Genomic DNA, 21610 nt, shown 5'->3' with positions numbered 1-21610 from the left:
CGTCGTGGTGGAGCGGGTGACCCGTCGCGTCCATTCGCGGAACGCGGTCGATCTCCTGTGGCCCGGTGTTCGCCCGGTAAACCTTCTGGTGCCGGTGCGGGATCTTCCGGACCGACGGCTCCGATTATCGCACGCATTCCCAGAGGCGCCGATTCGGCCCGTGCGATAATCCCCCGGTGTCCGACGCCCCCACCACTCGACGCCCGGTCCTGTTCGCCGCACTGCTCATCGTGCTGGGGATCGTGGGCTGGATCGCGGCGTTCGCACTGACACTCGACAAGTTCGCCGCGCTGACCGATCCGTCGACCGAGCTCGGGTGCGACTTCAGCATCCTGGTGCAGTGCAGTGCGAATCTCGACTCGCCGCAGGGCGCCGTCTTCGGCTTCCCGAATCCGCTCATCGGGGTCGCGGCCTGGATCGCGCCGGTCGTGGTCGGTGCGGGCCTGCTCGCGGGCGCACGGTTCGACCGCTGGTTCTGGGCGGTGTTCAATCTGGGCTTCGTCCTCGCGCTCGGATTCGTGATCTGGCTGATCTCGCAGAGCATCTTCCTGCTCGGCACGCTGTGCCCGTGGTGCATGCTCACCTGGTCGGTGGTGATCCCGGGCTTCTGGCTCGTGACCCTCCGGAACCTCCGTGAGGGCGTCTTCCCGGTTCCGGTGCCCGTCCGCCGCTTCGCCGGGGCCGCCTACGGCTGGATCCCGTTCATCACGATCCTCTGCTACCTCGCGATCGCCGTCATCGCCCAGCTCCGCCTGGACGCCCTCTCGTACCTCTGAGCCGCGGAGGGGCGTGCGGCACTCCGGCTGATCCCGTGGATCTCGACACGCCCGTTGCGCGGGCTACTCGATCAGCAAGGGGCGGCGCGGGACGGAGCCGGTGGACGGCATCTCTGCACGCCGTCCGAGGCCCGGATCCGCAGTGCCGCGGAGACGACGACGGGCACCCCGGAGGAATCCGAGGTGCCCGTCACCGGATCGCCGAGCAGCGCGAGGCGCATCCGGGAAAGCGCGTTTCAGCGCTTTCCCGTCGCCGGAGGCGCGACGCTCTGCGTATCGGGACCGCCTCCGAGAACCGACCGCGGTTCCGCGGATCACCGCGGAACACCGCGGAGCGCGAGCTTCTCGCGGCGGTTCTCCGTCAGGAGAACCAGAGGGAGAGCTCGCGCTCCGCGGATTCCACACTGTCCGAGCCGTGCACCAGGTTCTGCTGGACCTTCAGGCCCCAGTCCCGGCCGAGGTCGCCGCGGATGGTGCCGGGAGCCGCGGTGGTCGGGTCGGTCGTGCCGGCGAGGGAGCGGAAACCCTCGATGACGCGGTCGCCGGCGATGCGGATCGCGACGATCGGACCGCTCTCCATGAACTCCACGAGCGGCTCGTAGAACGGCTTGCCCTCGTGCTCCGCGTAGTGCGCGCCGAGCAGGTCGCGGTCGGCCTCCACGAGCTTGATGTCGACGAGCGAGTAGCCCTTCGCCTCGATGCGGCGGAGGATCTCGCCGGTGAGGTTGCGCGCGACTCCGTCGGGCTTGACGAGGACGAGGGTCTCCTGGATGGCCATGATTCAGCGGTCTCCTTCGGTGGGGTCGGGGGGCCCGGCCGCCGGAGGGCGCGCCTGGGCGTCGAGGCGGGTGCCTGTCACGATGCAGTAGGTCCAGAGCGCCACGAAGGCCGCGCCGATGACGAACATGATCGGGACGAGCAGACCCGAGGCAACGATAACGAACTGCAGCACCCAGCCGATCCTGATGCCGAGCGGGCGGTCCAGGAGCCGGAGCGTCGCGAGCATGGCGAGGCAGACGACTCCGCCGCCCACCAGGACCACGACCGGATCGCCGACCTTGAGCCCGAACGCGACCAGCGTCGCGAGGAACACGATGACGACCTCGAAGCCGAGCACGATCGAGGCGAGGCTCTCGCGGACCGTCCTGCTGCGGCGCGGCCGCCCGGCTCTCACGAACCCTGCCAGTTCTCGTCGCGGGCGACCGTGAGCGCCCGGCCGACGAGGGTGAGCGAGCCCGTGATCACGAGGGCGCCCTTCTCGGTGCGGGCGGCGAGGAGGCGACCGGCGGTGAGCGCCGCGTCCGGATCCTCCGCCACGCGCACCGACTCCGCCGGGAAGACGGTGCGCGCCATAGCGGCGAGATCGTCGGCCGCCAGCGCCCTGTCGCTCGGAGCCCGGGTGACGATGAGCTCGTCGACGACCGGGCGCAGAGCCTGCAGGATGCCCTCGGCGTCCTTCTCGGCCAGGACGCCGAGCACCGCCGTGACCCGGTCGAAGTCGAAGTAGCGCCCCAGAGCGGCGGCGAGGGAGGCGGCGCCGTGCGGGTTGTGCGCGGCGTCGACGACGGTGCGGGGCGACGCTCCGACGATCTGGAGACGTCCGGGCGAGGTCGCCGCGGCGAGCCCCTCGTCGAGCACGTCGCCGGTGAGCTCCTGCGAGCCCCCGCCGATGAACGTCTCGACGGCGGCGATCGCGACGGCCGCGTTCTCGGCCTGGTGGTCGCCGAAGAACGGCAGCAGGAGCTGGCCGTAGGTCGTGGCGAGTCCGCGCACCGAGACGAGCTGCCCGCCGACCGCGACCGTGGTCGAGAGGACGTCGAACTCGGAGCCCTCGAAGGCGATCGAGGACTCGGTGGCCTCGGCGGCGTGCCGCAGGACGGCCTCGGCCTCGGGCGTCTGGCGTGCCGAGACGACCGAGGCGAGAGGCTTCACGATGCCCGACTTGGTCCGCGCGATCTCCTCGATGCTCGAGCCGAGACGTTCCGTGTGGTCGAGAGCGATGGGGGTGAACACGGCCACCTGCGCGTCGGCGACGTTGGTCGAGTCCCACTCGCCGCCCATCCCGACCTCGACGACCGCGACATCGACCGGCGCGTCGGCGAAGGCCGCGTACGCGAGCACCGTGATCGCCTCGAAGAACGACAGCGGGGGCTCGTCCTGCTCGGCCAGCTCGGCGTCGGTCATGCGGATGTAGGGCTCGACGTCCTGCCAGTTCGCGACGAGGCTCTCGTCCGAGATCGGCTCCCCGTCGATGACTATGCGCTCGTTGAAGCGCTCGAGGTGCGGGCTGGTGAACAGCCCCACCCGCAGTCCGTGCGCGCGCAGCAGGCTCTCGATCATCCGACTGGTGGAGGTCTTGCCGTTGGTGCCCGCGATCTGGATCACCGGGTACGCGCGCTGGGGGTCGCCGAGGATCTCGACGGCCCGCCGCGTCGGCGCGAGCCGCGGACGCACGTTCGCCTCCCCGAGCCGCTCGAGCAGGGCGCTGTAGACCGCCTCGGCGGCGACGCGATCGGAGTCGTTCCCGAACGGATCAGACATCGGCGGCCTCGACCTTCTCGACGCGGATGATGGCGGTGCCGGCCGGTCCGAAGGCGACCGCGCCCTCTCCGCCCTCGAGGGCGACCGTCATCGGGGTGAAGGCGGACCCGGTCGCGAGCGTCTCCTCGGCGATCCAGGTGCCGTGCGGCGCGAGCGCGGCGAGGCTGACCTCGTCGAGCATGACGTCGAGGACGATGCGGTCGCTGACGTCGAGCCCGGCCGACTTGCGGGCGTCCTGCACCGCCCGGATGAGGTCGCGGGCCAGGCCCTCGGCCTCGAGCTTCGGCGTGGTCGCCGTGTCGAGCAGGACGAAGCCGCCGCGGGGCAGCAGAGCGATGGCGCGGTCGTCCGCTCCGGATCCCGCGACCTCGAGGGTCAGCTCGTACTCGCCCTCGACGAGCTCGACGCCGCCGGCGGTGACGACGCCGTCGATCTCGCTCCAGTCACCGGCCTTGGCGGCCTTGATGACGGTCTGGACGCCGCGGCCGAGGCGCGGACCCGCGGCCCGCGCGTTCACCGACAGCCGGGAGGTGACTCCGTAGTCGGCGGCACTCGAGTCGACCAGCGGCACGAGCGCCACCTCCTTCACGTTCAGCTCGTCGCGCAGGATCGCCTCGAAGGGCGCCAGCTCGGCGGCGTCGGCGACGACGGTCAGGCGCGCGAGCGGCAGGCGCACGCGGAGCCCGGCCTGCTTGCGGAGCGAGAGCGCCGTGGACGAGATCCCGCGGACGGCGTCCATCGCGTGGACGAGGGACTCGTCGACGGGGAACTCGTCCGCGCTCGGCCAGTCGGTGAGGTGGACGCTGCGGCCGCCCGTCAGGCCCTGCCAGATCTCCTCGGAGACCAGCGGGAGCAGCGGAGCGGCGACCCGGGTCACGGTCTCGAGGACGGTGAAGAGCGTGTCGAACGCCTCCGCTCCCCCGCCCTCGGCGTCGACGCCCTGCCAGAACCGGTCGCGGGACCGGCGGACGTACCAGTTGGTCAGCACGTCGGCGAAGTCGCGCAGCGCGGCGGCCGCGAGGGTCGAGTCGAGCGCCTCGAGGTGACCGGTGACCGTCTCGATCAGGTCGTGCGTCTTGGCGAGCAGGTAGCGGTCGAGGACGTCCTCGGAGTCGGTGCGGCGGGTCGCCGAGTAGCCCTCGTCACCGGACGCGTTCGCGTACAGCGAGAAGAAGTACCAGGTGCTCCAGAGCGGCAGCAGGACCTGGCGCACGCCCTCGCGGATCCCCTCCTCGGTGACGACCAGATTGCCGCCGCGCAGCACCGGACTCGACATCAGGAACCAGCGCATCGCGTCGGAGCCGTCGCGGTCGAAGACCTCGGCGACGTCGGGGTAGTTGCGCAGCGACTTCGACATCTTCTGGCCGTCGTTGCCGAGCACGATCCCGTGGCTGACGACGTTGCGGAAGGCGGGACGGTCGAAGAGCGCCGTCGAGAGCACGTGCAGCGTGTAGAACCAGCCGCGCGTCTGCCCGATGTACTCGACGATGAAGTCGGCCGGGTTGTGCGAGTCGAACCAGTCGGCGTTCTCGAACGGGTAGTGCACCTGCGCGAAGGGCATCGAGCCCGAGTCGAACCAGACGTCGAGGACATCGGTGATCCGGCGCATCGTCGAGCGCCCCGTCGGGTCGTCGGGATTCGGGCGCGTGAGCTCGTCGATGAAGGGGCGGTGCAGATCCTGCGGACGCACGCCGAAGTCGCGCTCGAGCTCGTCGAGCGAGCCGTAGACGTCCATGCGCGGGTACTCGGGGTCGTCGCTCTTCCACACCGGGATCGGCGACCCGAAGTAGCGGTTGCGGCTGATCGACCAGTCGCGCGCGCCCGAGAGCCACTTGCCGAACTGGCCGTCCTTGACGTTCTCCGGGACCCAGGTGATGTCCTGGTTGAGCTCCTCCATGCGGTCGCGGAACGCGGTCACCCGCACGAACCAGCTCGAGACGGCCTTGTAGATCAGCGGGTTCCGGCAGCGCCAGCAGTGCGGGTACGAGTGCTCGTAGCTCGCCTGGCGGAGCAGTCGGTGCTGCGCCTTCAGCAGCTGGGTCAGCGGCTTGTTCGCCTCGAAGACCTGCAGGCCGGCGACCTCCGCGATCTGCGGGAGGAAGCGGCCGCCGTCGTCGACGGAGATGATGACGGGGATGCCCGCCGCCTCGCAGACCTTCTGGTCGTCCTCGCCGTAGGCGGGCGCCTGGTGCACGATGCCCGTGCCCTCGGTCGTGGTGACGTAGTCGGCGACCAGGATGCGCCAGGCGTTCTGCGTGCCCCAGGCCTCGGTGTCGGCGTAGTGGTCCCAGAGCCGGTCGTAGCTGACGCCCTCGAGCTCGCGCCCGCGCAGGGTCCTCGAGACGGCGGCGCGGGCGGACTCGGCGTCGTCGTAGCCCAGGTCCTTCGCGTAGGCGCCGACCTGGTCGATCGCCAGGAGGTACTCGGCCGAGAGCTCGCGCTCCTCCGGCTCGCCCTTGCCGTCGGCGGCACCGTTCAGGCCTGCGGCCAGCACCGCGTACTCGATGTCCGGGCCGACGGCCAGCGCGGCGTTGGTCGGCAGGGTCCACGGGGTGGTCGTCCAGGCGAGCGCGCGCACGGCGGTGAGGCTCAGCGCCTCCGCCGTCTCGCCGACCAGCGGGAACGTGACCGTCACCGTCTGGTCCTGGCGCATCTTGTAGACGTCGTCGTCCATCCGCAGCTCGTGGTTCGAGAGCGGGGTCTGGTCGCGCCAGCAGTACGGGAGGACGCGGTAGCCCTCGTAGGCGAGGCCCTTGTCGTAGAGCTGCTTGAACGCCCAGATGACGGACTCCATGAAGGAGGGGTCGAGCGTCTTGTAGTCGTTCTCGAAGTCGACCCAGCGCGCCTGGCGGGTGACGTAGTCCTGCCACTCCCCGGTGTAGCGCAGCACCGACTCCTTCGCCGCGGCGTTGAACGCGGCGATGCCCATCTCCTCGATCTGGGACTTGTCGGTGATGCCGAGCTGGCGCTCCGCCTCGAGCTCGGCGGGCAGGCCGTGGGTGTCCCAGCCGAAGCGGCGGTGCACCTGCTTGCCGCGCATCGTCTGGAAGCGGGGGAAGAGGTCCTTCGCATACCCGGTCAGCAGGTGGCCGTAGTGCGGCAGCCCGTTGGCGAACGGAGGGCCGTCGTAGAACACCCACTCGGGGGCGCCCTCGCGGGAGCGGATCGACTCCTGGAAGGTGTCGTCCGCCTTCCAGTAGGCGAGCACCTTCTCCTCGATCTCGGGGGAAGCGCGGCGAAGCGGCCACCCCGCGGCCGAAGGCGGAGCCGGACGCGTCGGCGTCACCGGGGGTGGGCGGGGTCAAGGGATAGGTCACGTGCGATCTCCTGGCAGTGATGCTGGGCTGCACGAGGACGGCCCGCCCGGATCTGTCAGCCCGGGCCGGGGTCGCGGTACCACCTCGCTTGGACCGCTCCTCGGCGCGAGCCTCGGAGACGTTCCCACTCGATCGGCTGTCACGGGCCGTACCCGTCCGGTTCTACTGAGCGCAGGCCTGAGCCGACGCCGTTCTTCCGGAGACTCGCCGGTGATGGCCGGGTCGAAGTCGTTGAGGGATATCGTAGCGCGTCGAGCGGATGCGGAGCGGGAGCGATCATGGCGGGTGCGACGGGCAGAGGACGCCCCAGGGCCTCGTCGCGCTCGATGCTCGAGGACGCCGCACTCGACCTGTTTCTGGAGCAGAGCTACGCCGGCACGACCGTCGAGCACATCGCCCAGCGGGCCGGGGTCTCGCGGAACACCTTCTTCAACTACTTCGAGTCCAAGAGCGACGTGTTCTGGGTGCTCGTCGACGACCGCCTGTCCGAGCTGCCCGCCGCGCTCGCCGCGACCGACCCCGAGCGGCCCGCGATGGACGGACTGCGCGACGCGCTGCTGGCGGTCGGCGCCGGCTTCGGCCCCTCCTCCGTGCCGTGGGCGCTCACCCAGAGCGCTCTCATCGGCAGCGTGCACGAGCTCCAGGCGTCCGCGCTCTCCCGCCTCGCCCGGCAGGCCGCGATCGTGGCGGCGTTCATCGAGCAGCGGGCCTCGCGTCCGCTGCCCACGCATCTGACCCGGGCGATCGCCTACGCGAGCGTCGGAGCAGCCGTGGCCGCGGTGCAGGCCTGGGCCGCGGCGGGTCCGACCCGCGGTGAGCTGGTGCCGTACCTCGACGAGGCGCTCGCCCCGATCCGCGCGGGCTTCGCCTCCGTCGTCGACTGACCCCGCCCGGCTCCCGCACCGCGACGCCGCGGTAGGATCGGCGCGGCCGGTGAGCGATCCGCTCCAGCGCCGCCATCCAGGCATCATCACCACCGACACGGTGCCGCCCATATCGAACCGGAGAATCATGACCTTCGCCGACCGCCTCCCCGCGAAGCCCGCCCTCGAGGGCCTCGAGAGCAAGTGGGGCCTCGTCTGGCAGACCGACGGGACCTACCGGTTCGACCGCACCGGTCTCACCCGCGCAGACGTCTACTCGATCGACACCCCGCCCCCGACCGCCTCCGGCTCGCTGCACATCGGGCACGTCTTCTCGTACACGCACACCGACGTCGTCGCGCGCTTCCAGCGCATGCGCGGCCGCAAGGTCTTCTACCCGATGGGCTGGGACGACAACGGCCTGCCCACCGAGCGCCGCGTGCAGAACTACTACGGGGTCCGCTGCGACCCGACGCTCCCCTACGAGGCCGGCTTCACGCCTCCGTTCGAGGGGGGCGACAACAAGAGCAGCAAGGCGGCCGATCAGAAGCCGATCTCGCGACGCAACTTCATCGAGCTCTGCGAGCGCCTGACCGTCGAGGACGAGAAGCAGTTCGAGGACCTCTGGCGCACCCTCGGCCTCTCGGTCGACTGGTCGCAGAGCTACCGCACCATCGGCGAGGAGTCGCAGGCGGCGTCGCAGCGCGCGTTCCTCCGGAACCTCGCGCGCGGCGAGGCGTACCAGGCCCAGGCCCCGACCCTGTGGGACATCACGTTCCGCACCGCGGTCGCGCAGGCCGAGCTGGAGGACAAGGAGCAGCCCGGCGCCTACCACCGGATCGGGTTCCACCGCGACGGCGGAGACGACGTCTTCATCGAGACGACCCGGCCCGAGCTCCTCCCGGCCTGCGTCGCGCTCGTCGCGCACCCCGATGACGAGCGGTACCAGCCGCTCTTCGGGACGACCGTCCGCACCCCGCTCTTCGACGTCGAGGTGCCGGTGCTCGCGCACCACCTCGCGCAGAAGGACAAGGGCTCGGGCATCGCCATGATCTGCACCTTCGGCGACGTCACGGACGTCGTCTGGTGGCGCGAGCTCGATCTGCCCAACCGCGCGATCATCGGCTTCGACGGACGCATCGTGTCGGAGGCGCCCGCGGCGATCACCAGCGACGCCGGTCGCGAGGCGTACGCGCAGCTCGCGGGCAAGACGGTCTTCTCGGCCAAGCAGGCCGTCGTCGCGCTCCTCACGGAGTCGGGCGAGATGACGGGCGAGCCGCGCCCCATCACCCACCCCGTGAAGTTCTTCGAGAAGGGCGACAAGCCGCTCGAGATCGTCTCGACCCGGCAGTGGTACCTCGTCAACGGGGCGCGGGACGCCTCTCTGAAGGAGCGCCTCCTGGAGCTCGGGCGGGACGTCCGCTTCGTGCCGGAGTTCATGCGCGTGCGCTACGAGAACTGGGTGAACGGCCTCTCGGGCGACTGGCTGGTCTCGCGTCAGCGCTTCTTCGGCGTGCCGATCCCCGTCTGGTACCCGCTCGACGGCGACGGCAACCCCGTCTTCGACCGGCCGCTGGTGCCGGAGGAGTCGGCGCTGCCCGTCGACCCGTCCTCGGACCCCGCACCCGGCTACTCGGAGGACCAGCGCGGCGTGCCGGGCGGGTTCCAGGGCGAGCTCGACGTGATGGACACGTGGGCGACCTCCTCGCTCACCCCGCAGCTCGCCGGCGGCTGGGAGCGGGACGACGAGCTCTGGCAGCTGGTCGCGCCCTACGACCTGCGACCCCAGGGCCAGGACATCATCCGCACCTGGCTCTTCTCGACCCTGCTGCGCTCGCAGCTCGAGGACTCGCGCGCGCCGTGGGGCAACGCGACGATCTCGGGCTTCATCGTCGATCCGGACCGCAAGAAGATGTCGAAGTCCAAGGGCAACGTCGTCACTCCGGCCGGGATGCTCGAGCAGCACGGCTCGGACGCCGTGCGCTACTGGGCCGCCTCGTCGCGCCTGGGCACCGACGCGGCCTTCGATCCGCAGAACCCGACGCAGATCAAAATCGGCCGGCGCCTCGCGATCAAGGTGCTGAACGCGGCCAAGTTCATCCACGGCTTCGCGCAGACCCCGGGTGCGGAGGTGACCGACCCGCTCGATCTGAGCATGCTCGCGACCCTCGACGCCGTGGTGGCGGAGGCGACGACCGCGCTCGAGAACTACGACCACGCCCGGGCTCTCGAGACGACGGAGGCGTTCTTCTGGACGTTCTGCGACGACTACCTCGAGCTCGTGAAGGAGCGCGCCTACGGTGAGGACGGCGCCTCGGCCGCGGCCGCGCTGCACCTCGCGCTCGACGCTCTGCAGCGCCTGTTCGCTCCGTTCATCCCCTTCGCGACAGAGGAGACCTGGTCGTGGTCGCACGACGGATCGATCCACTCGCAGCCGTGGCCCGAGCAGTCCGGTCTCGGCGGCGACCCCGCGGTCCTCACCGCCGCCAGCACGGTCCTCACCGCGATCCGACGCGCTAAGACCGACGCGAAGGCCTCGCAGAAGACCCCGGCCCGCTCGGCCGTCGTCACGGCTCCGGCGGAGCTCGTGTCGGCCCTGCGCCTGGCCTCCGGCGACATCGCCGCGGTCGGCCGGATCGCCGCCCTCGAGTTCGCCGAGGGTGGCACACTGGCCGTGGACATCGAGCTCGAGACCGAGGCGTAGCAGCTCGCGGGCGGGCGCCGGAGTCCCGGCGCCCGCCTCCCGGACCACCGACGAGAGGACGCACAGGATGCAGCTCGGAACACGCTGGGCCCTCGGCGGCGAACCGCCGCAGACCCTTCCGGAGATCGTCGTCACCGCTCTGCGCGACGTCGAGCAGGAGCTCGTCACGGCCGGCACGGACACCTCCGACTGGCGATGGCAGCTGACCTGGCTCGAGGGGAAGCCGGTGCTCGAGCTCGACGACGGCACCACCGTCACCTACCGTCCCGACGAGGACGCCGCCTACATCACGCAGCCGCAGGGACGCGTCGAGGGCGAGGACGACGACTGGGGCTGATCCGGTTCCCCGGCGCCTAGGCTCGCAGGGTGAGCGCCTCCGATCCCGTCGCCGTCCTCCTCGAGCCGAGCACGCTCCCCCACGGGCTGCCCGATTTCGCCGCCGTCGATCCGGAGGCGTACCGCCCCGCGTTCGAGGAGGCGCTGCGTCGGCACCGCGCCGAGATCGAGGCGATCGCATCCTCCGAGGACGCGCCGACCGTCGAGAACACCCTCGTGGCACTCGAGCGTTCCGGTCGGGCGCTGCGTCGGGTGAGCGCAGTGTTCTCCACCGTCTGCGCGTCCGACCGGACACCGCTGACCGACGCCCTCGAGCAGGAGCTCGCCCCACTGCTCTCGGCCCACAGCGATGCGATCACCCTCGATCCCCGCCTGTACGAGCGCCTGCGCGAGCTGGGCGATCGGCGCGGCGAGCTCGCCCTCGACGACGAGACCGCGTACCTGCTCGAGCGCGTGCTGACGGGCTTCGAGCGTGCCGGAGCGCTGCTGGACGGCGCCGGCAAGGAGCGTCTGAGCGAGCTCAACGAGCGCTTGTCGACATCGACCACCCTGTTCGAGAAGAACCTGCTGGCCGAGTCGAACGCGCGCGCGGTACTGCTCGACGACGGCTCCGCGCTCGACGGTCTCGACTCCTCCGAGGTCTCCGCGGCCGCCCGTGCCGCTGCGGACCGCGGCCTCGACGGCGTTCTGGTGACGCTCCCGCTGTACTCGGGCCACCCGTGGCTCGCGCGCCTGCGCGACCGCGGCGTGCGCGAGCGGATCCTCCGCGCCTCCGTCGGTCGTGCGAGCGAGGGAGGCGAGCACGACAACCGCGAGGTCCTGCAGGACATCGTCGCGCTGCGCGCCGAGCGCGCCCGGCTGCTCGGCTTCTCCTCGCACGCGGACTTCGTGGTGTCGGGTCAGACGGCCGGCTCGCCCGCGCGCGTCCGTGCGCTCCTCGAGGAGCTCGCCGAGCCGGCGGCCCGGAACGCCCGGCGGGAGCTGGCGCGCATGCAGACCCTCGCTGACGAGGAGCAGGACGCGGCGGGGGCTCCCCGTTTCACCCTCGCGGCATGGGATCGGGCCTACTACGAGGAGCGGGTGCGCTCGGCCTCCTACGCCGTCGACGCGAGCGCACTGCGCCCCTTCTTCGAGCTCGAGCGGGTGCTGCACTCCGGCGTCTTCGCCGCGGCGTCGGGTCTCTACGGCCTGCGATTCCAGGAGCGGAGCGACCTGGTCGGCTACAGTCGCCACGTCCGCGTCTTCGAGGTCCTCGAGGAGGACGGGCAGCCGCTCGGGCTCTTCCTCTTCGACCCCTTCACCCGCGACTCCAAGCGCGGGGGCGCGTGGATGAACTCGCTCTCCACACGCACGAGCCTGCTCGGCGACTCCGCCGTCGTCGTCAACAACCTGAACATCTCGGCACCCGGGGAGGGCGAGCCGGCACTGCTGAGCCTCGACGAGGTCGGGACGCTCTTCCACGAGTTCGGTCACGCGCTGCACGGCCTGCTCGCCGCAGTCCACTACCCGCGGTTCGGCGGGACGAGCGTCTACCGCGACTTCGTCGAGTTCCCGAGCCAGGTCAACGAGATGTGGGTCCTCCGGCCCGAGCTCCTGTCCGAGTACGCCCGCCACGTCGAGACCGGCGAGCCGCTCGCCCCCGAGGTCGTCGAGCGGCTGACGGCGTCCTCGCTCTGGGGAGAGGGCTTCGCCACGACCGAGTACCTGGCGGCGGCGCTGCTCGATCTCGCCTGGCACGAGCGGGAGGACGGGGCGCAGCGCACGGACGTGCCGTCGTTCGAGCAGGACGCCCTCGGCCGGGCGGGCCTCTCGATCCCCGCGATCCCGCCCCGGTACGGCAGCACCTACTTCGCGCACGTGTTCTCGGGCGGGTACTCCGCCGGCTACTACTCCTACATCTGGAGCGAGATCCTCGACGCCGACACCGTCGAGTGGTTCGAGGAGAACGGCGGCCTCGACCGCGCGGCCGGAGAACGCTTCCGGCAGGGCATCCTCGCGATCGGCGGATCGCGCGACCCGCTCGGCGCCTACCGCGACTTCCGCGGGCGGGACGCGCGGACCGAGCCGCTGCTGCGCCGCCGGGGACTGCTCCCCCGCGCCTGAGACCCTGCCACGGCGTCAGCGGGAGGGACCGCTCGCCGTGGAACCAGCCACGCGAGCACGACCAGACCGACCACCAGGCCCCAGAAGGCCGAGCCGATCCCGGCGACGCTGGTGCCGGAGGCCGTCACGAGCAGCGTGGCGGCCGCGGGGAGCCTCAGCCGGCTGTCCTCCACGACCGCCTGGACGGCCGAGACGAAGACTCCCAGCAGGGCCAGGCCCGCGACGGCCTCGATCAGCAGCGGGCTCGCCGAGGAGACGAGCGCGGTGGCCGCGCCCGCCACGAGGCCGAGGACCAGGTACGACGCACCGGCCGACACCGAGGCGATCCAGCGCCGCTCGGGCCGAGGGGACGCCTCGGGACCCGCGGTCAGCGCCGCGCTCAGTGCCGCGAGGTTGATCGGCACGCCGCCGAAGAGGGCGGCGACGCCCGAGAGCGCACCGGAGGAGACGATGGCCGGTCGCGAGTGCGAGGGGAAGCCGAAGCTGGAGAGCACGGCGATGCCGGGGATGTTCTGGCCCGCCATCGTCACCACGTAGAGGGGCAGCCCGATGCCGACCACGGCGCCGATCTCGAACACCGGCGCCACGAACTCCGGGGTCGGCAGCAGCGGTGCGCCCGCGAGGGCCGCCCCGTCGGTCGCGAGCAGCAGCGCGATCGCCAGTGCGATCGCCGCGGGCACCGCCCAGCGCGGGAGCAGCCGCACGAGCAGGAGCCAGAGGAGGATCACCGGGAGGGCGAGCGCCGGGATCTCGACCACCGCGCGGACAGGTGCGAGCACGAGCGGGAACAGGATGCCGGCGAGCATCCCGTTGGCGAGCGGTCGCGGGATTCGGGAGACGAGGCGCCCCAGCGCCGGCCACAGTCCGGTGATCACGAGCAGCAGCGACGCGACCAGGAACGCGCCCACCGCCCGGTCGAAACCCCCGGGTGATGAGGCGGTGGCCGCCAGCAGAGCCGCTCCCGGAGTGCTCCACGCGAACGTCAGGGGAACCCGGTAGCGGAGGCTGAGGAGGATGCAGAGCAGCCCCTGCAGCACGCACACGGCGAGGAGTCCCGAGGCGGCCTGCCTGTCGGTCGCTCCGACGGCGACGACACCGGCGAGGACGATCGCGAACGAGCTGGAGAAGCCGGTCAGGGCGGCGACGATCCCGGCGAGCAGAGGCTGGACGATGACGGTTCCTCCGGTCGCGGACGCCGGGGCGAGCCGGGCGGCGCGTCCACGACGCGCTCCGCCAGGTTAGGGAACGCGAGCGGGGACGACGACGCCCCCGCCGTGCCAATCCTGCTGAACTGGCGCGACGGGGGCGGAGGGCGGTGTCAGGCGCTCTTCTCCTGGCGACGGGGGGCGTGCGGCACGATCGTCGGAGCGGCGTTGTCGAGGACGGCGGCGCGGGTGACCACGACCCGGGCGACCTCGTCGGACGAGGGCACCTCGAACATGATCGGGCCGAGCACCTCCTCGAGGATCGCCCGGAGTCCGCGGGCGCCGGTCTGCCGGAGCACAGCGAGGTCGGCGATGGCCTCGAGGGCGCCGCGGTCGAACTCGAGCTCGACGCCGTCCAGCTCGAACATGCGCTGGTACTGCTTCACGAGGGCGTTGCGCGGCTCCGTCAGGATCTGCATCAGCGCGTCCTGGTCGAGCTGTGTGACCGTGGTCACGACCGGGAGGCGCCCGATGAACTCGGGGATGAGCCCGAACTTGTGCAGATCCTCGGGGAGGACCTCGCTGAAGATGTTGATCTCGTCGCCCTTGCTGTGCAGCGGAGCGCCGAAGCCGATGCCGCGCTTGCCCGCGCGCGACGAGATGATGTCCTCGAGCCCGGCGAACGCTCCCGCGACGATGAAGAGCACGTTCGTCGTGTCGATCTGGATGAACTCCTGGTGCGGGTGCTTCCGGCCGCCCTGCGGCGGGACCGAGGCGACCGTGCCCTCGAGGATCTTGAGCAGCGCCTGCTGCACACCCTCGCCCGAGACGTCGCGCGTGATCGACGGGTTCTCGGCCTTGCGCGCGATCTTGTCGACCTCGTCGATGTAGATGATGCCGGTCTCGGCCCGCTTGACGTCGTAGTCCGCGGCCTGGATCAGCTTGAGCAGGATGTTCTCGACGTCCTCGCCGACGTAGCCCGCCTCGGTGAGCGCCGTCGCATCGGCGACCGCGAAGGGGACGTTCAGGCGCTTGGCCAGAGTCTGGGCGAGGTAGGTCTTGCCGCAGCCGGTCGGCCCGATGAGCAGGATGTTGCTCTTCGCGATCTCGATCTCGTCGTGGATCGCGTCGGCCGACGTGATGGTGTTGCGCACGCGCACGCGCTTGTAGTGGTTGTAGACCGCCACCGCGAGGGCGCGCTTGGCCTGCTCCTGGCCGATGACGTACTCCTCGAGGAAGCCGAAGATCTCCTTCGGCTTCGGGAGGTCGAACTCGTGGCTCGTCTCCTCGCTCGACTCGGAGAGGCGCTCCTCGATGATCTCGTTGCAGAGCTCCACGCACTCGTCGCAGATGTAGACGCCGGGCCCGGCGATGAGCTGCTGCACCTGCTTCTGGCTCTTGCCGCAGAACGAGCACTTGAGCAGGTCGGCGCTTTCGCCAATACGTGCCACGGGGATGCCCCACTTCCTTGTCGTGCGTCGGTCGTGTCGTGCCTGATGGTGCCTGTTCGTGCGGGCCGCAGGGGTCCGCGTGACGCCCTCGGGCGCCGGTCGAGATCACGAGCGGCCGTGCGGGGACCGGTGATCGCCCTCCCGAGCCTAGCCGTTGCGCCGCGAGGGGCCGGCAGGCGGGCCGGGATTGGCCACCGTTGTCCCGGTCGTGTGGATCCGCTACGAGCCGGTGCCGTGCATCGGCTCGGCCCGGAGCCGGATGCACGGAAGGGCCGGACGCGGATCGCTCCGCTCCGGCCCCTCCGGGTCGATCAGGCCGTGAGAGCCGGGAGGCTCTTGCGGCTGGTCAGGATCTGGTCGATCAGCCCGTACTCGAGCGCATCGTCCGCGCCGAGGATCTTGTCGCGGTCGATGTCCTTCTTGACCTGCTCGATCGAGCGGTTGGAGTGCTTCGAGAGCGTCTCCTCCAGCCACTCGCGCATGCGCATGATCTCGGCCGCCTGGATCTCGATGTCCGATGCCTGCCCGCCGCCCTGCTGCACGGCAGGCTGGTGGATGAGGATGCGCGCGTTGGGAAGCGCGAGGCGCTTGCCCGGCGTGCCCGCAGCGGTCAGCACGGCGGCGGCGGAGGCCGCCTGCCCGAGCACGACGGTCTGGATGTGCGGGCGGATGTACTGCATCGTGTCGTAGATCGCCGTCATCGCGGTGAACGAGCCACCGGGCGAGTTGATGTACATCACGATGTCGCGGTCCGGGTCCTGGCTCTCGAGCACGAGGAGCTGGGCCATGATGTCGTCCGCCGAGGCGTCGTCGACCTGCACGCCGAGGAAGATGATGCGGTCCTCGAAGAGCTTCGCGTACGGGTCCTGGCGCTTGTAGCCGTAGGCCGTGCGCTCCTCGAAGGTGGGGAGGATGTAGCGCGAGGACGGCGCGGCTCCGGAGCCGAAGGCCGTTCCGCCGAAGGTGGGTGCGTTCATTGTCTGTTCCTGATCTCTCGGCGCGTCTGGAAGGCTCACTCGGTGGCGGTTCCGCCGCCGCCGGCGACGTCCGTCGCAGAGGCGCGGATGTGGTCGACGAAGCCGTAGGCCAGGGCCTCCTCGGCGCTGAACCAGCGGTCGCGGTCGCCGTCCTCGTTGACCTGCTCGACCGTCTTGCCGGTCGCCTTGGCGGTGATCTCGGCGAGGCGCTTCTTCATGTCGAGGATGAGCTGCGCCTGGGTCTGGATGTCGGACGCGGTGCCGCCGAACCCGCCGTGCGGCTGGTGCAGGAGGACGCGGGCGTTCGGCGTGATGTACCGCTTGCCCTGGGTGCCGGCGGTCAGGAGGAGCTGGCCCATGGAGGCCGCCATCCCGATGCCCACGGTCACGATGTCGTTCGGGACGAACTGCATCGTGTCGTAGATCGCCATGCCCGCGGTGATGGAGCCGCCGGGCGAGTTGATGTACAGGAAGATGTCCTTCTCTGCGTCCTCGGCCGCGAGGAGCAGGAGCTTCGCGGCGATCTCGTTCGCGTTCTCGTCGCGCACCTCGGAACCGAGCCAGATGATCCGGTCCTTGAGCAGGCGGTCGAAAACACTGTTGGGCATAACCATGTCGGCCATGTATTGCTCCGTTTCAGTTGTCGCTTCGGAGGCGAATCTATCGGACGCTCCCCCGCCGACTCCGCCGTGTTCGCCGGGGGCGGAGCGGGAGGGGGGCGGTGTTCGCCGGGGGCGGACCGGACGGCGCGCCTCCCCGGGAACGACAGGAGCCGCCCCCGACGGATCGGGGGCGGCTCCTGTGCTGCTGCAGCGGGTGCTACTCGGCGGCCGGGGTCTCCTCGGCGGGAGCGGCGACCTTCTTCTTGGCGGGGGCGCGCTTCTTCTTGGGCGCCGGTGCGGGCTCCTCGGCGGGCTCATCGGCGACGGGCGCGTCCTCGGCGGCGGGGGCCTCGTCGACGACGGGCGCCTCGTCGGCCGCCGGGGTCTCGTCGGCGGGCGCCTCCACGGCGGCGTCGTCCGTCTCGTCCTCGTCGCCGGGGACGGCGGTGAAGGCGGTCAGGTCGACGGCCTTGCCGTCGGTGTCGACGACCTTCGCCTTGCCCAGGACGATCGCGAGCGCCTTGTTGCGGGCGACCTCGCCGACCATCTGGCCGATCTGGTTGTTCTCGGACAGGATCTTGATGAACTCGTTCGGCTCCATGCCGTACTGCGCAGCACCCTGGATGAGGTACTGGGTGAGCTCGTCCTGGCTGACCTGGACCTTCTCCTGCTCGACGACGTGGTCGAGGAGGATCTGGGTCTTGAAGGTCTTCTCGCTCGCCTCGGTGACCTCGGCGCGGTGCTCGTCGTCCTCGAGGCGGTTCTCACCCTCGAGGTGGCGGTGCACCTCGTCCTCGACGAGCGACGCGGGGACCGGCACCTCGACGAGGGCGAGCAGGGCGTCGACGAGCTTCTCGCGCGCCTGGCCGCCCTGACCGAAGGTCTTCTGCTGAGCGGCCTGATCCTTGAGCGACTCGCGGAGCTCGGCGATCGTGTCGAACTCGCTGGCGATCTGCGCGAAGTCGTCGTCGGCGTCGGGGAGCTCGCGCTCCTTGACGGCGGTGAGGGTGACGGCGATCTCGGCCTGCTCACCGGCGTGGTCGCCGCCCAGGAGAGGAGCGGTGAAGGTGGTGCTCTCGCCGGCGGTCAGCGAGTCGAGCGCCTCGTCGATGCCCTCGATCAGCTCGCCCGAGCCGAGCTCGTAGGAGATCGCGTTGGCGGTGTCGACCTCGACGCCGTCGATGGTCGCGATCAGGTCGATCTGGGCGAAATCGCCCGTCTTCGCGGGACGGTCGACCGTCACGAGCGTGCCGAAGCGGCTGCGCAGGCGGTCGAGCTCCGCGTCGACGTCGGCGTCGGTGACCTCGGCCGCGTCGACCGTGAGCTCGATGCCCTCGTAGTCGGGCACGTCGACCTCGGGGCGGACGTCGACCTCGATGGCGAGCTCGAGGTCGCCGGTGAAGTCCTTGTCGCTCGGCCAGGCGACGATGTCGGCCTGCGGGCGGCCCAGGGGGCGCACCTCGGTCTCGCGGACGGCCTCGCGGTAGAAGCCGTCGAGGCCTTCGTTGACCGCGTGCTCGAGCACGGCGGCCTTGCCGACGCGCTGGTCGACGATCGCCGGCGGGACCTTGCCCTTGCGGAAGCCGGGGACGTTGATCTGCTCGGCGATGTGGCCGTAGGCGTGCGTGATGCTGGGGCCGAGCTCGTCGGGGGTGACCGAAATCGCGAGCTTCACGCGGGTCGGGCTCAGCTTTTCTACCGTGGTCTTCACGTGAGGGGATCTCCTGTGCTGGTTGGTGTCGGCGCCGTGCAACCGGTCGTCACGGGTCGAGGTCTTCACGATGAGAATCGTGGTCGGGGCGACAGGATTCGAACCTGCGACCTCCCGCTCCCAAAGCGGGCGCTCTAGCCAAGCTGAGCTACGCCCCGGATGCGCGGGCCGGGGCACCGTGCTGTGAGACTCTCGTCGAGCCGTCCCCGCACGTCCGCTCTCGCGACACGCCGAAATGGCCTTCGCAAGTGTACTCCACGGCGACTCGCCCGGTCGGAACACCCTCCGGCCCGCGCGCCGCGACGATCGGTTCGGGCACCACGCTCCGGATGTACTACAGTGTCATGGTGCCCGATCGGGAGGTCGGCACGGACCTCCGGGTCAGCGGCGGATGAGCCGCGAATCCGGGGCTGTAGCTTAGTGGTAAAGCCTCTGTCTTCCAAACAGATGATGCGAGTTCGATTCTCGTCAGCCCCTCCATCACGTCGAAGAGCCCCTGCTGATCGCAGGGGCTCTTCGCGTTCCTGCCCGTCGTGTCGGCGCGGATGCTCTACGCGACGTCCACCGCCCCGCGGTGCAGCTCGGCGAGGGCGAGGTACGAGTCCGCGTTCCTGCGGATGCCTGCGCGCTCCTCCTCCGTCAGCTCACGGCGCACCTTCGCCGGCACCCCGGCGACGAGCGAGCCGGGCGGGATCACCGATCCCTCGAGCACGACCGCTCCGGCGGCGACGAGGGACCCGGATCCGATGACCGCGCCGTTCAGGACGGTCGCGTTCATGCCGACCAGGACGTCGTCCTCGAGCGTGCAGCCGTGCAGCACCGCGTTGTGCCCGACCGAGACCCCCGCTCCGATGACAGCATCGGAGCCGGCGTCGACGTGAACGACCACGCCGTCCTGGAGGTTGCTCCCCGCGCCGATCCTGATGGCGGCGCTCTCGGCACGGAGGACCGCGCCGTACCAGACGCTCGCGCGCTCTCCGAGTCCGACGTCGCCGACGAGGACGGCGCCCGGGGCCGCCCAGGAGGTCGCGGCGAGACGCGGAGTGCGCCCCGAGCCGAATCCGAGGAGGCGAGGGCCTCGCACGCCCGTGTCCGTCATGACGACCGGTCCTCTCGTTCGACGACGTCTTCCCGGGCATCCTCCCACTTCGGCCGTCGTGGTCCGTCACCGGCATCTGCTGGACAGATGCTGGGAAAGCGGTCGCTGTGTCATCGGTGGGGGTTCGCGGGGATTCGCATCGCTCGCCTATCGTGACGGGGTCCGGGGGTCCGCCCGGGCAGGCACAGGGGGACGACGGAATGGGTTCGATCAAGCGCGGTGGCCTGCTGGCCGCCCTGGCGGCACTCGTGGTGCTGCCGATGGCGGTCTCCGGAGCGGGGAGCGCCGCGGTCGCCGCGACGGACACCATCCGGCCCACCGTCTCCATCACCGCCCCCGGCGACGGCGCGACCGTCTCGGGCACGACCGCGTTCCGAGCGGCCGCCGCCGATGCCGTCGGCGTGACGCAGGTCTCGTTCTGGTCCGGCACGACACGGCTCGGATACGCGGTGAAGGACGCCGCCGGGTGGTCGCTCCCGCTCGACACCCGGGTGCTCGGCACCGGGATCAGGCCGATCACGGCCAAGGCCCGGGACGCCGCGGGGAACATCGGCACGAGCGCCGCGATCCGCGTGACGGCGTCGGCGAGCTCCCCGACCCCGTCCTCGTCACCCACGCCGATCGGCACGGCGGCGCCGCAGCCGACCAGCACTCCCGGACCTGCGCCGACCGCCACCGCCTCCGCGACGCCTCGGCCGACGGCGCCCTCCGGCCCGGACACCGTGAAGCCGGCGACGGCCATCACCGCTCCCGCGAACGGCTCCACCGTCTCCGGCCCCGTGACCTGGATCGCCACGGCCTCCGACGCCGTCGGCGTCACGGCCGTGTCCTTCTGGGAGGGCTCGACCCGGCTCGGCAACGCCGTGCAGCGGCCGAGCGGGGACTGGGGGCTCACCACCTCCGCGACGGCCCTCCCGGCCGGTCCGCACACCGTCATCACGAAGGCTCGCGACGCCGCGGGCAACATCGGCAGCAGCGCGGCCGTGCGGATCACGGTCTCCTCGACCCCCGTCCCGTCTGCGACTCCGACACCCACGCGCACCCCGGCGCCGACCGCGAGTCCGACGGCCACGCCGACCGCGACGCCGACGGCCACTCCGACCGCGACCGCGACGCCGAAGCCGACGACGACGCCCGCTCCTCCTGCGACGGGGGTCCCCGCGCCCCTGGCCGCCTGGGACTTCACGGAGCCCACCGGTCCGTACTACTCGACGGCCGGCGACCTCCCGCTCCTGCAGGCGGGCAAGACGCTCGCGACCCGCGCCTCGACGCCCTGGGGCACAGGAGTGAACATGACCGGGACCAGCTTCCTGAGGGTGCCCGCGGAGAACGCGGGACGCCTGACGATCGGGAAGACCGGCAACGCGGTCACGGTCGCGAGCTGGGTCTACATGACCGACAACAGCACGGGCTACGTGGCGGGCGCGTGGAACGAGCACGGCACGGTCCAGGGCCGCTCCTACGGGCTCTTCTACGACCTCGGCCTCTACGGCGGCGACGAGCGGACCGTGTTCCACGTCTCGAGAACGGGCGGACCTACTCCCGGCTACCCCTACTCGCGCGACTACTCCGCCTCGGGGAACCTCTTCACGCGCAACGTCTGGCAGCTGCACGTCGGGACCTACGACGGCGCGTACGCCACGTCGTACCTCGACGGCACCGCGGTCGCGTACCCGCGGTTCGTCGACAACCAGAGGAACACCTACGCCAAGAACCCCTACTACTACCCGGACGGGCTCAACCCCAAGGCAGCCGACTTCACCGTCGGCGCCGTCGAGTTGACGTCCGGCCCGGGCAACTACGCGAAGGGGACGTTCGCGAAGATCCGAGTCTGGGACCGGGCTCTCACGCCGGAGCAGGTGCGCGCGATCTACGAGGCGGAGCGGCCCGCCCGCATCGGCGGCTGACACGGGTGCGCAAGCGCGGGATCAGAACGCCGATGCGCGGGATCGCCCCTCGGATCCGGCCCCGGATGTCCCCGCCGC

Annotated in this window: 16 protein-coding genes and 2 tRNA genes; 7 read left to right on the top strand and 11 right to left on the bottom strand. The window is 71.0% G+C overall.

The annotated features are described in order from the left end of the window. Window positions 1–176: 176 nt before the first annotated feature. Window positions 177–776 (top strand): vitamin K epoxide reductase family protein, encoded by a 600-nt coding sequence (locus tag AC0CID_RS03455; protein WP_465225794.1) that lies wholly within the window; start codon window positions 177–179, stop codon window positions 774–776. A 361-nt stretch (window positions 777–1137) separates the two neighbouring features. Here the strand turns inward: AC0CID_RS03455 and ndk are convergent, their stop codons facing one another. The 4 genes from ndk to ileS are packed head-to-tail and all read right to left on the bottom strand — an operon-like array spanning window position 1138 to window position 6603. Then, window positions 1138–1554: a nucleoside-diphosphate kinase gene (gene ndk / locus AC0CID_RS03450; RefSeq protein WP_056867064.1), complete on the bottom strand. Its 417-nt coding sequence runs from the start codon at window positions 1552–1554 to the stop codon at window positions 1138–1140. A gap of 3 nt (window positions 1555–1557) precedes the next feature. Next, the gene (locus tag AC0CID_RS03445) at window positions 1558–1950 is read right to left on the bottom strand and encodes a DUF4233 domain-containing protein (protein WP_465225793.1); all 393 of its coding nucleotides are present in this window, start codon (window positions 1948–1950) and stop codon (window positions 1558–1560) included. Further along, window positions 1947–3317, bottom strand: a complete 1371-nt coding sequence (locus tag AC0CID_RS03440) for a bifunctional folylpolyglutamate synthase/dihydrofolate synthase (RefSeq protein ID WP_465225792.1) — start codon at window positions 3315–3317, stop codon at window positions 1947–1949. Before AC0CID_RS03440 ends, AC0CID_RS03445 begins: the two co-directional genes overlap by 4 nt. Further along, on the bottom strand, window positions 3310–6603 hold the full coding sequence (gene ileS, locus AC0CID_RS03435; RefSeq protein ID WP_465225791.1) for an isoleucine--tRNA ligase: 3294 nt from the start codon (window positions 6601–6603) through the stop codon (window positions 3310–3312). Before ileS ends, AC0CID_RS03440 begins: the two co-directional genes overlap by 8 nt. 357 nt (window positions 6604–6960) lie before the next feature. Here ileS and AC0CID_RS03430 point away from each other — a divergent pair, with 357 nt between their 5' ends. The 4 genes from AC0CID_RS03430 to AC0CID_RS03415 all read left to right on the top strand — a co-directional run bounded on the left by AC0CID_RS03430 (window position 6961) and on the right by AC0CID_RS03415 (window position 12640). Then, window positions 6961–7518: a TetR/AcrR family transcriptional regulator gene (locus AC0CID_RS03430; protein WP_465225790.1), complete on the top strand. Its 558-nt coding sequence runs from the start codon at window positions 6961–6963 to the stop codon at window positions 7516–7518. A 127-nt stretch (window positions 7519–7645) separates the two neighbouring features. Continuing rightward, the gene (gene valS / locus AC0CID_RS03425; protein WP_207406433.1) at window positions 7646–10201 is read left to right on the top strand and encodes a valine--tRNA ligase; all 2556 of its coding nucleotides are present in this window, start codon (window positions 7646–7648) and stop codon (window positions 10199–10201) included. A 67-nt stretch (window positions 10202–10268) separates the two neighbouring features. After that, window positions 10269–10538 carry a hypothetical protein gene (locus AC0CID_RS03420; protein WP_207406427.1) on the top strand — a complete coding sequence of 90 codons (270 nt, stop codon included), beginning with the start codon at window positions 10269–10271 and terminating at the stop codon, window positions 10536–10538. 29 nt (window positions 10539–10567) lie between these two features. Then, complete coding sequence (locus tag AC0CID_RS03415) at window positions 10568–12640, top strand: M3 family metallopeptidase (protein ID WP_465225789.1); 2073 nt, start codon at window positions 10568–10570, stop codon at window positions 12638–12640. Here AC0CID_RS03415 and AC0CID_RS03410 read toward each other — a convergent pair. The 6 genes from AC0CID_RS03410 to AC0CID_RS03385 form a co-directional block, all read right to left on the bottom strand. Then, window positions 12565–13749 carry a benzoate/H(+) symporter BenE family transporter gene (locus tag AC0CID_RS03410; protein WP_465228040.1) on the bottom strand — a complete coding sequence of 395 codons (1185 nt, stop codon included), beginning with the start codon at window positions 13747–13749 and terminating at the stop codon, window positions 12565–12567. The two genes, AC0CID_RS03415 and AC0CID_RS03410, sit on opposite strands and share 76 nt — an antisense overlap. Before the next feature lie 209 nt (window positions 13750–13958). Next, window positions 13959–15236: an ATP-dependent Clp protease ATP-binding subunit ClpX gene (gene clpX / locus AC0CID_RS03405; RefSeq protein WP_207406430.1), complete on the bottom strand. Its 1278-nt coding sequence runs from the start codon at window positions 15234–15236 to the stop codon at window positions 13959–13961. Between the two features lie 311 nt (window positions 15237–15547). After that, the gene (locus AC0CID_RS03400) at window positions 15548–16213 is read right to left on the bottom strand and encodes an ATP-dependent Clp protease proteolytic subunit (protein WP_055792392.1); all 666 of its coding nucleotides are present in this window, start codon (window positions 16211–16213) and stop codon (window positions 15548–15550) included. A 35-nt stretch (window positions 16214–16248) separates the two neighbouring features. Next, window positions 16249–16836, bottom strand: coding sequence for an ATP-dependent Clp protease proteolytic subunit (locus AC0CID_RS03395; protein ID WP_207406431.1), 588 nt, complete (start codon window positions 16834–16836; stop codon window positions 16249–16251). A gap of 196 nt (window positions 16837–17032) precedes the next feature. Further along, entirely contained in the window at window positions 17033–18526 is a 1494-nt protein-coding gene (tig, locus tag AC0CID_RS03390; RefSeq protein ID WP_465228039.1) for a trigger factor, read from the bottom strand. Between the two features lie 80 nt (window positions 18527–18606). Further along, window positions 18607–18684, bottom strand: a tRNA-Pro gene (locus tag AC0CID_RS03385). A 248-nt stretch (window positions 18685–18932) separates the two neighbouring features. On the opposite strand from AC0CID_RS03385, the gene AC0CID_RS03380 reads away from it, so the two are divergent. Next, window positions 18933–19006 (top strand) — tRNA-Gly (locus AC0CID_RS03380). A 70-nt stretch (window positions 19007–19076) separates the two neighbouring features. Here AC0CID_RS03380 and AC0CID_RS03375 read toward each other — a convergent pair. Then, window positions 19077–19625: a gamma carbonic anhydrase family protein gene (locus AC0CID_RS03375; protein ID WP_465225788.1), complete on the bottom strand. Its 549-nt coding sequence runs from the start codon at window positions 19623–19625 to the stop codon at window positions 19077–19079. A 200-nt stretch (window positions 19626–19825) separates the two neighbouring features. Between AC0CID_RS03375 and AC0CID_RS03370 the strand changes: the two genes are divergently transcribed. Then, window positions 19826–21532, top strand: a complete 1707-nt coding sequence (locus AC0CID_RS03370; protein WP_465225787.1) for an Ig-like domain-containing protein — start codon at window positions 19826–19828, stop codon at window positions 21530–21532. The last annotated feature ends 78 nt before the right edge of the window (window positions 21533–21610 follow it).

This window comes from Rathayibacter sp. AC451, from assembly GCF_979253095.1.
Note: the sequence above shows the minus strand (reverse complement) of the source record. Positions and strands in the feature narration are given on the sequence as shown.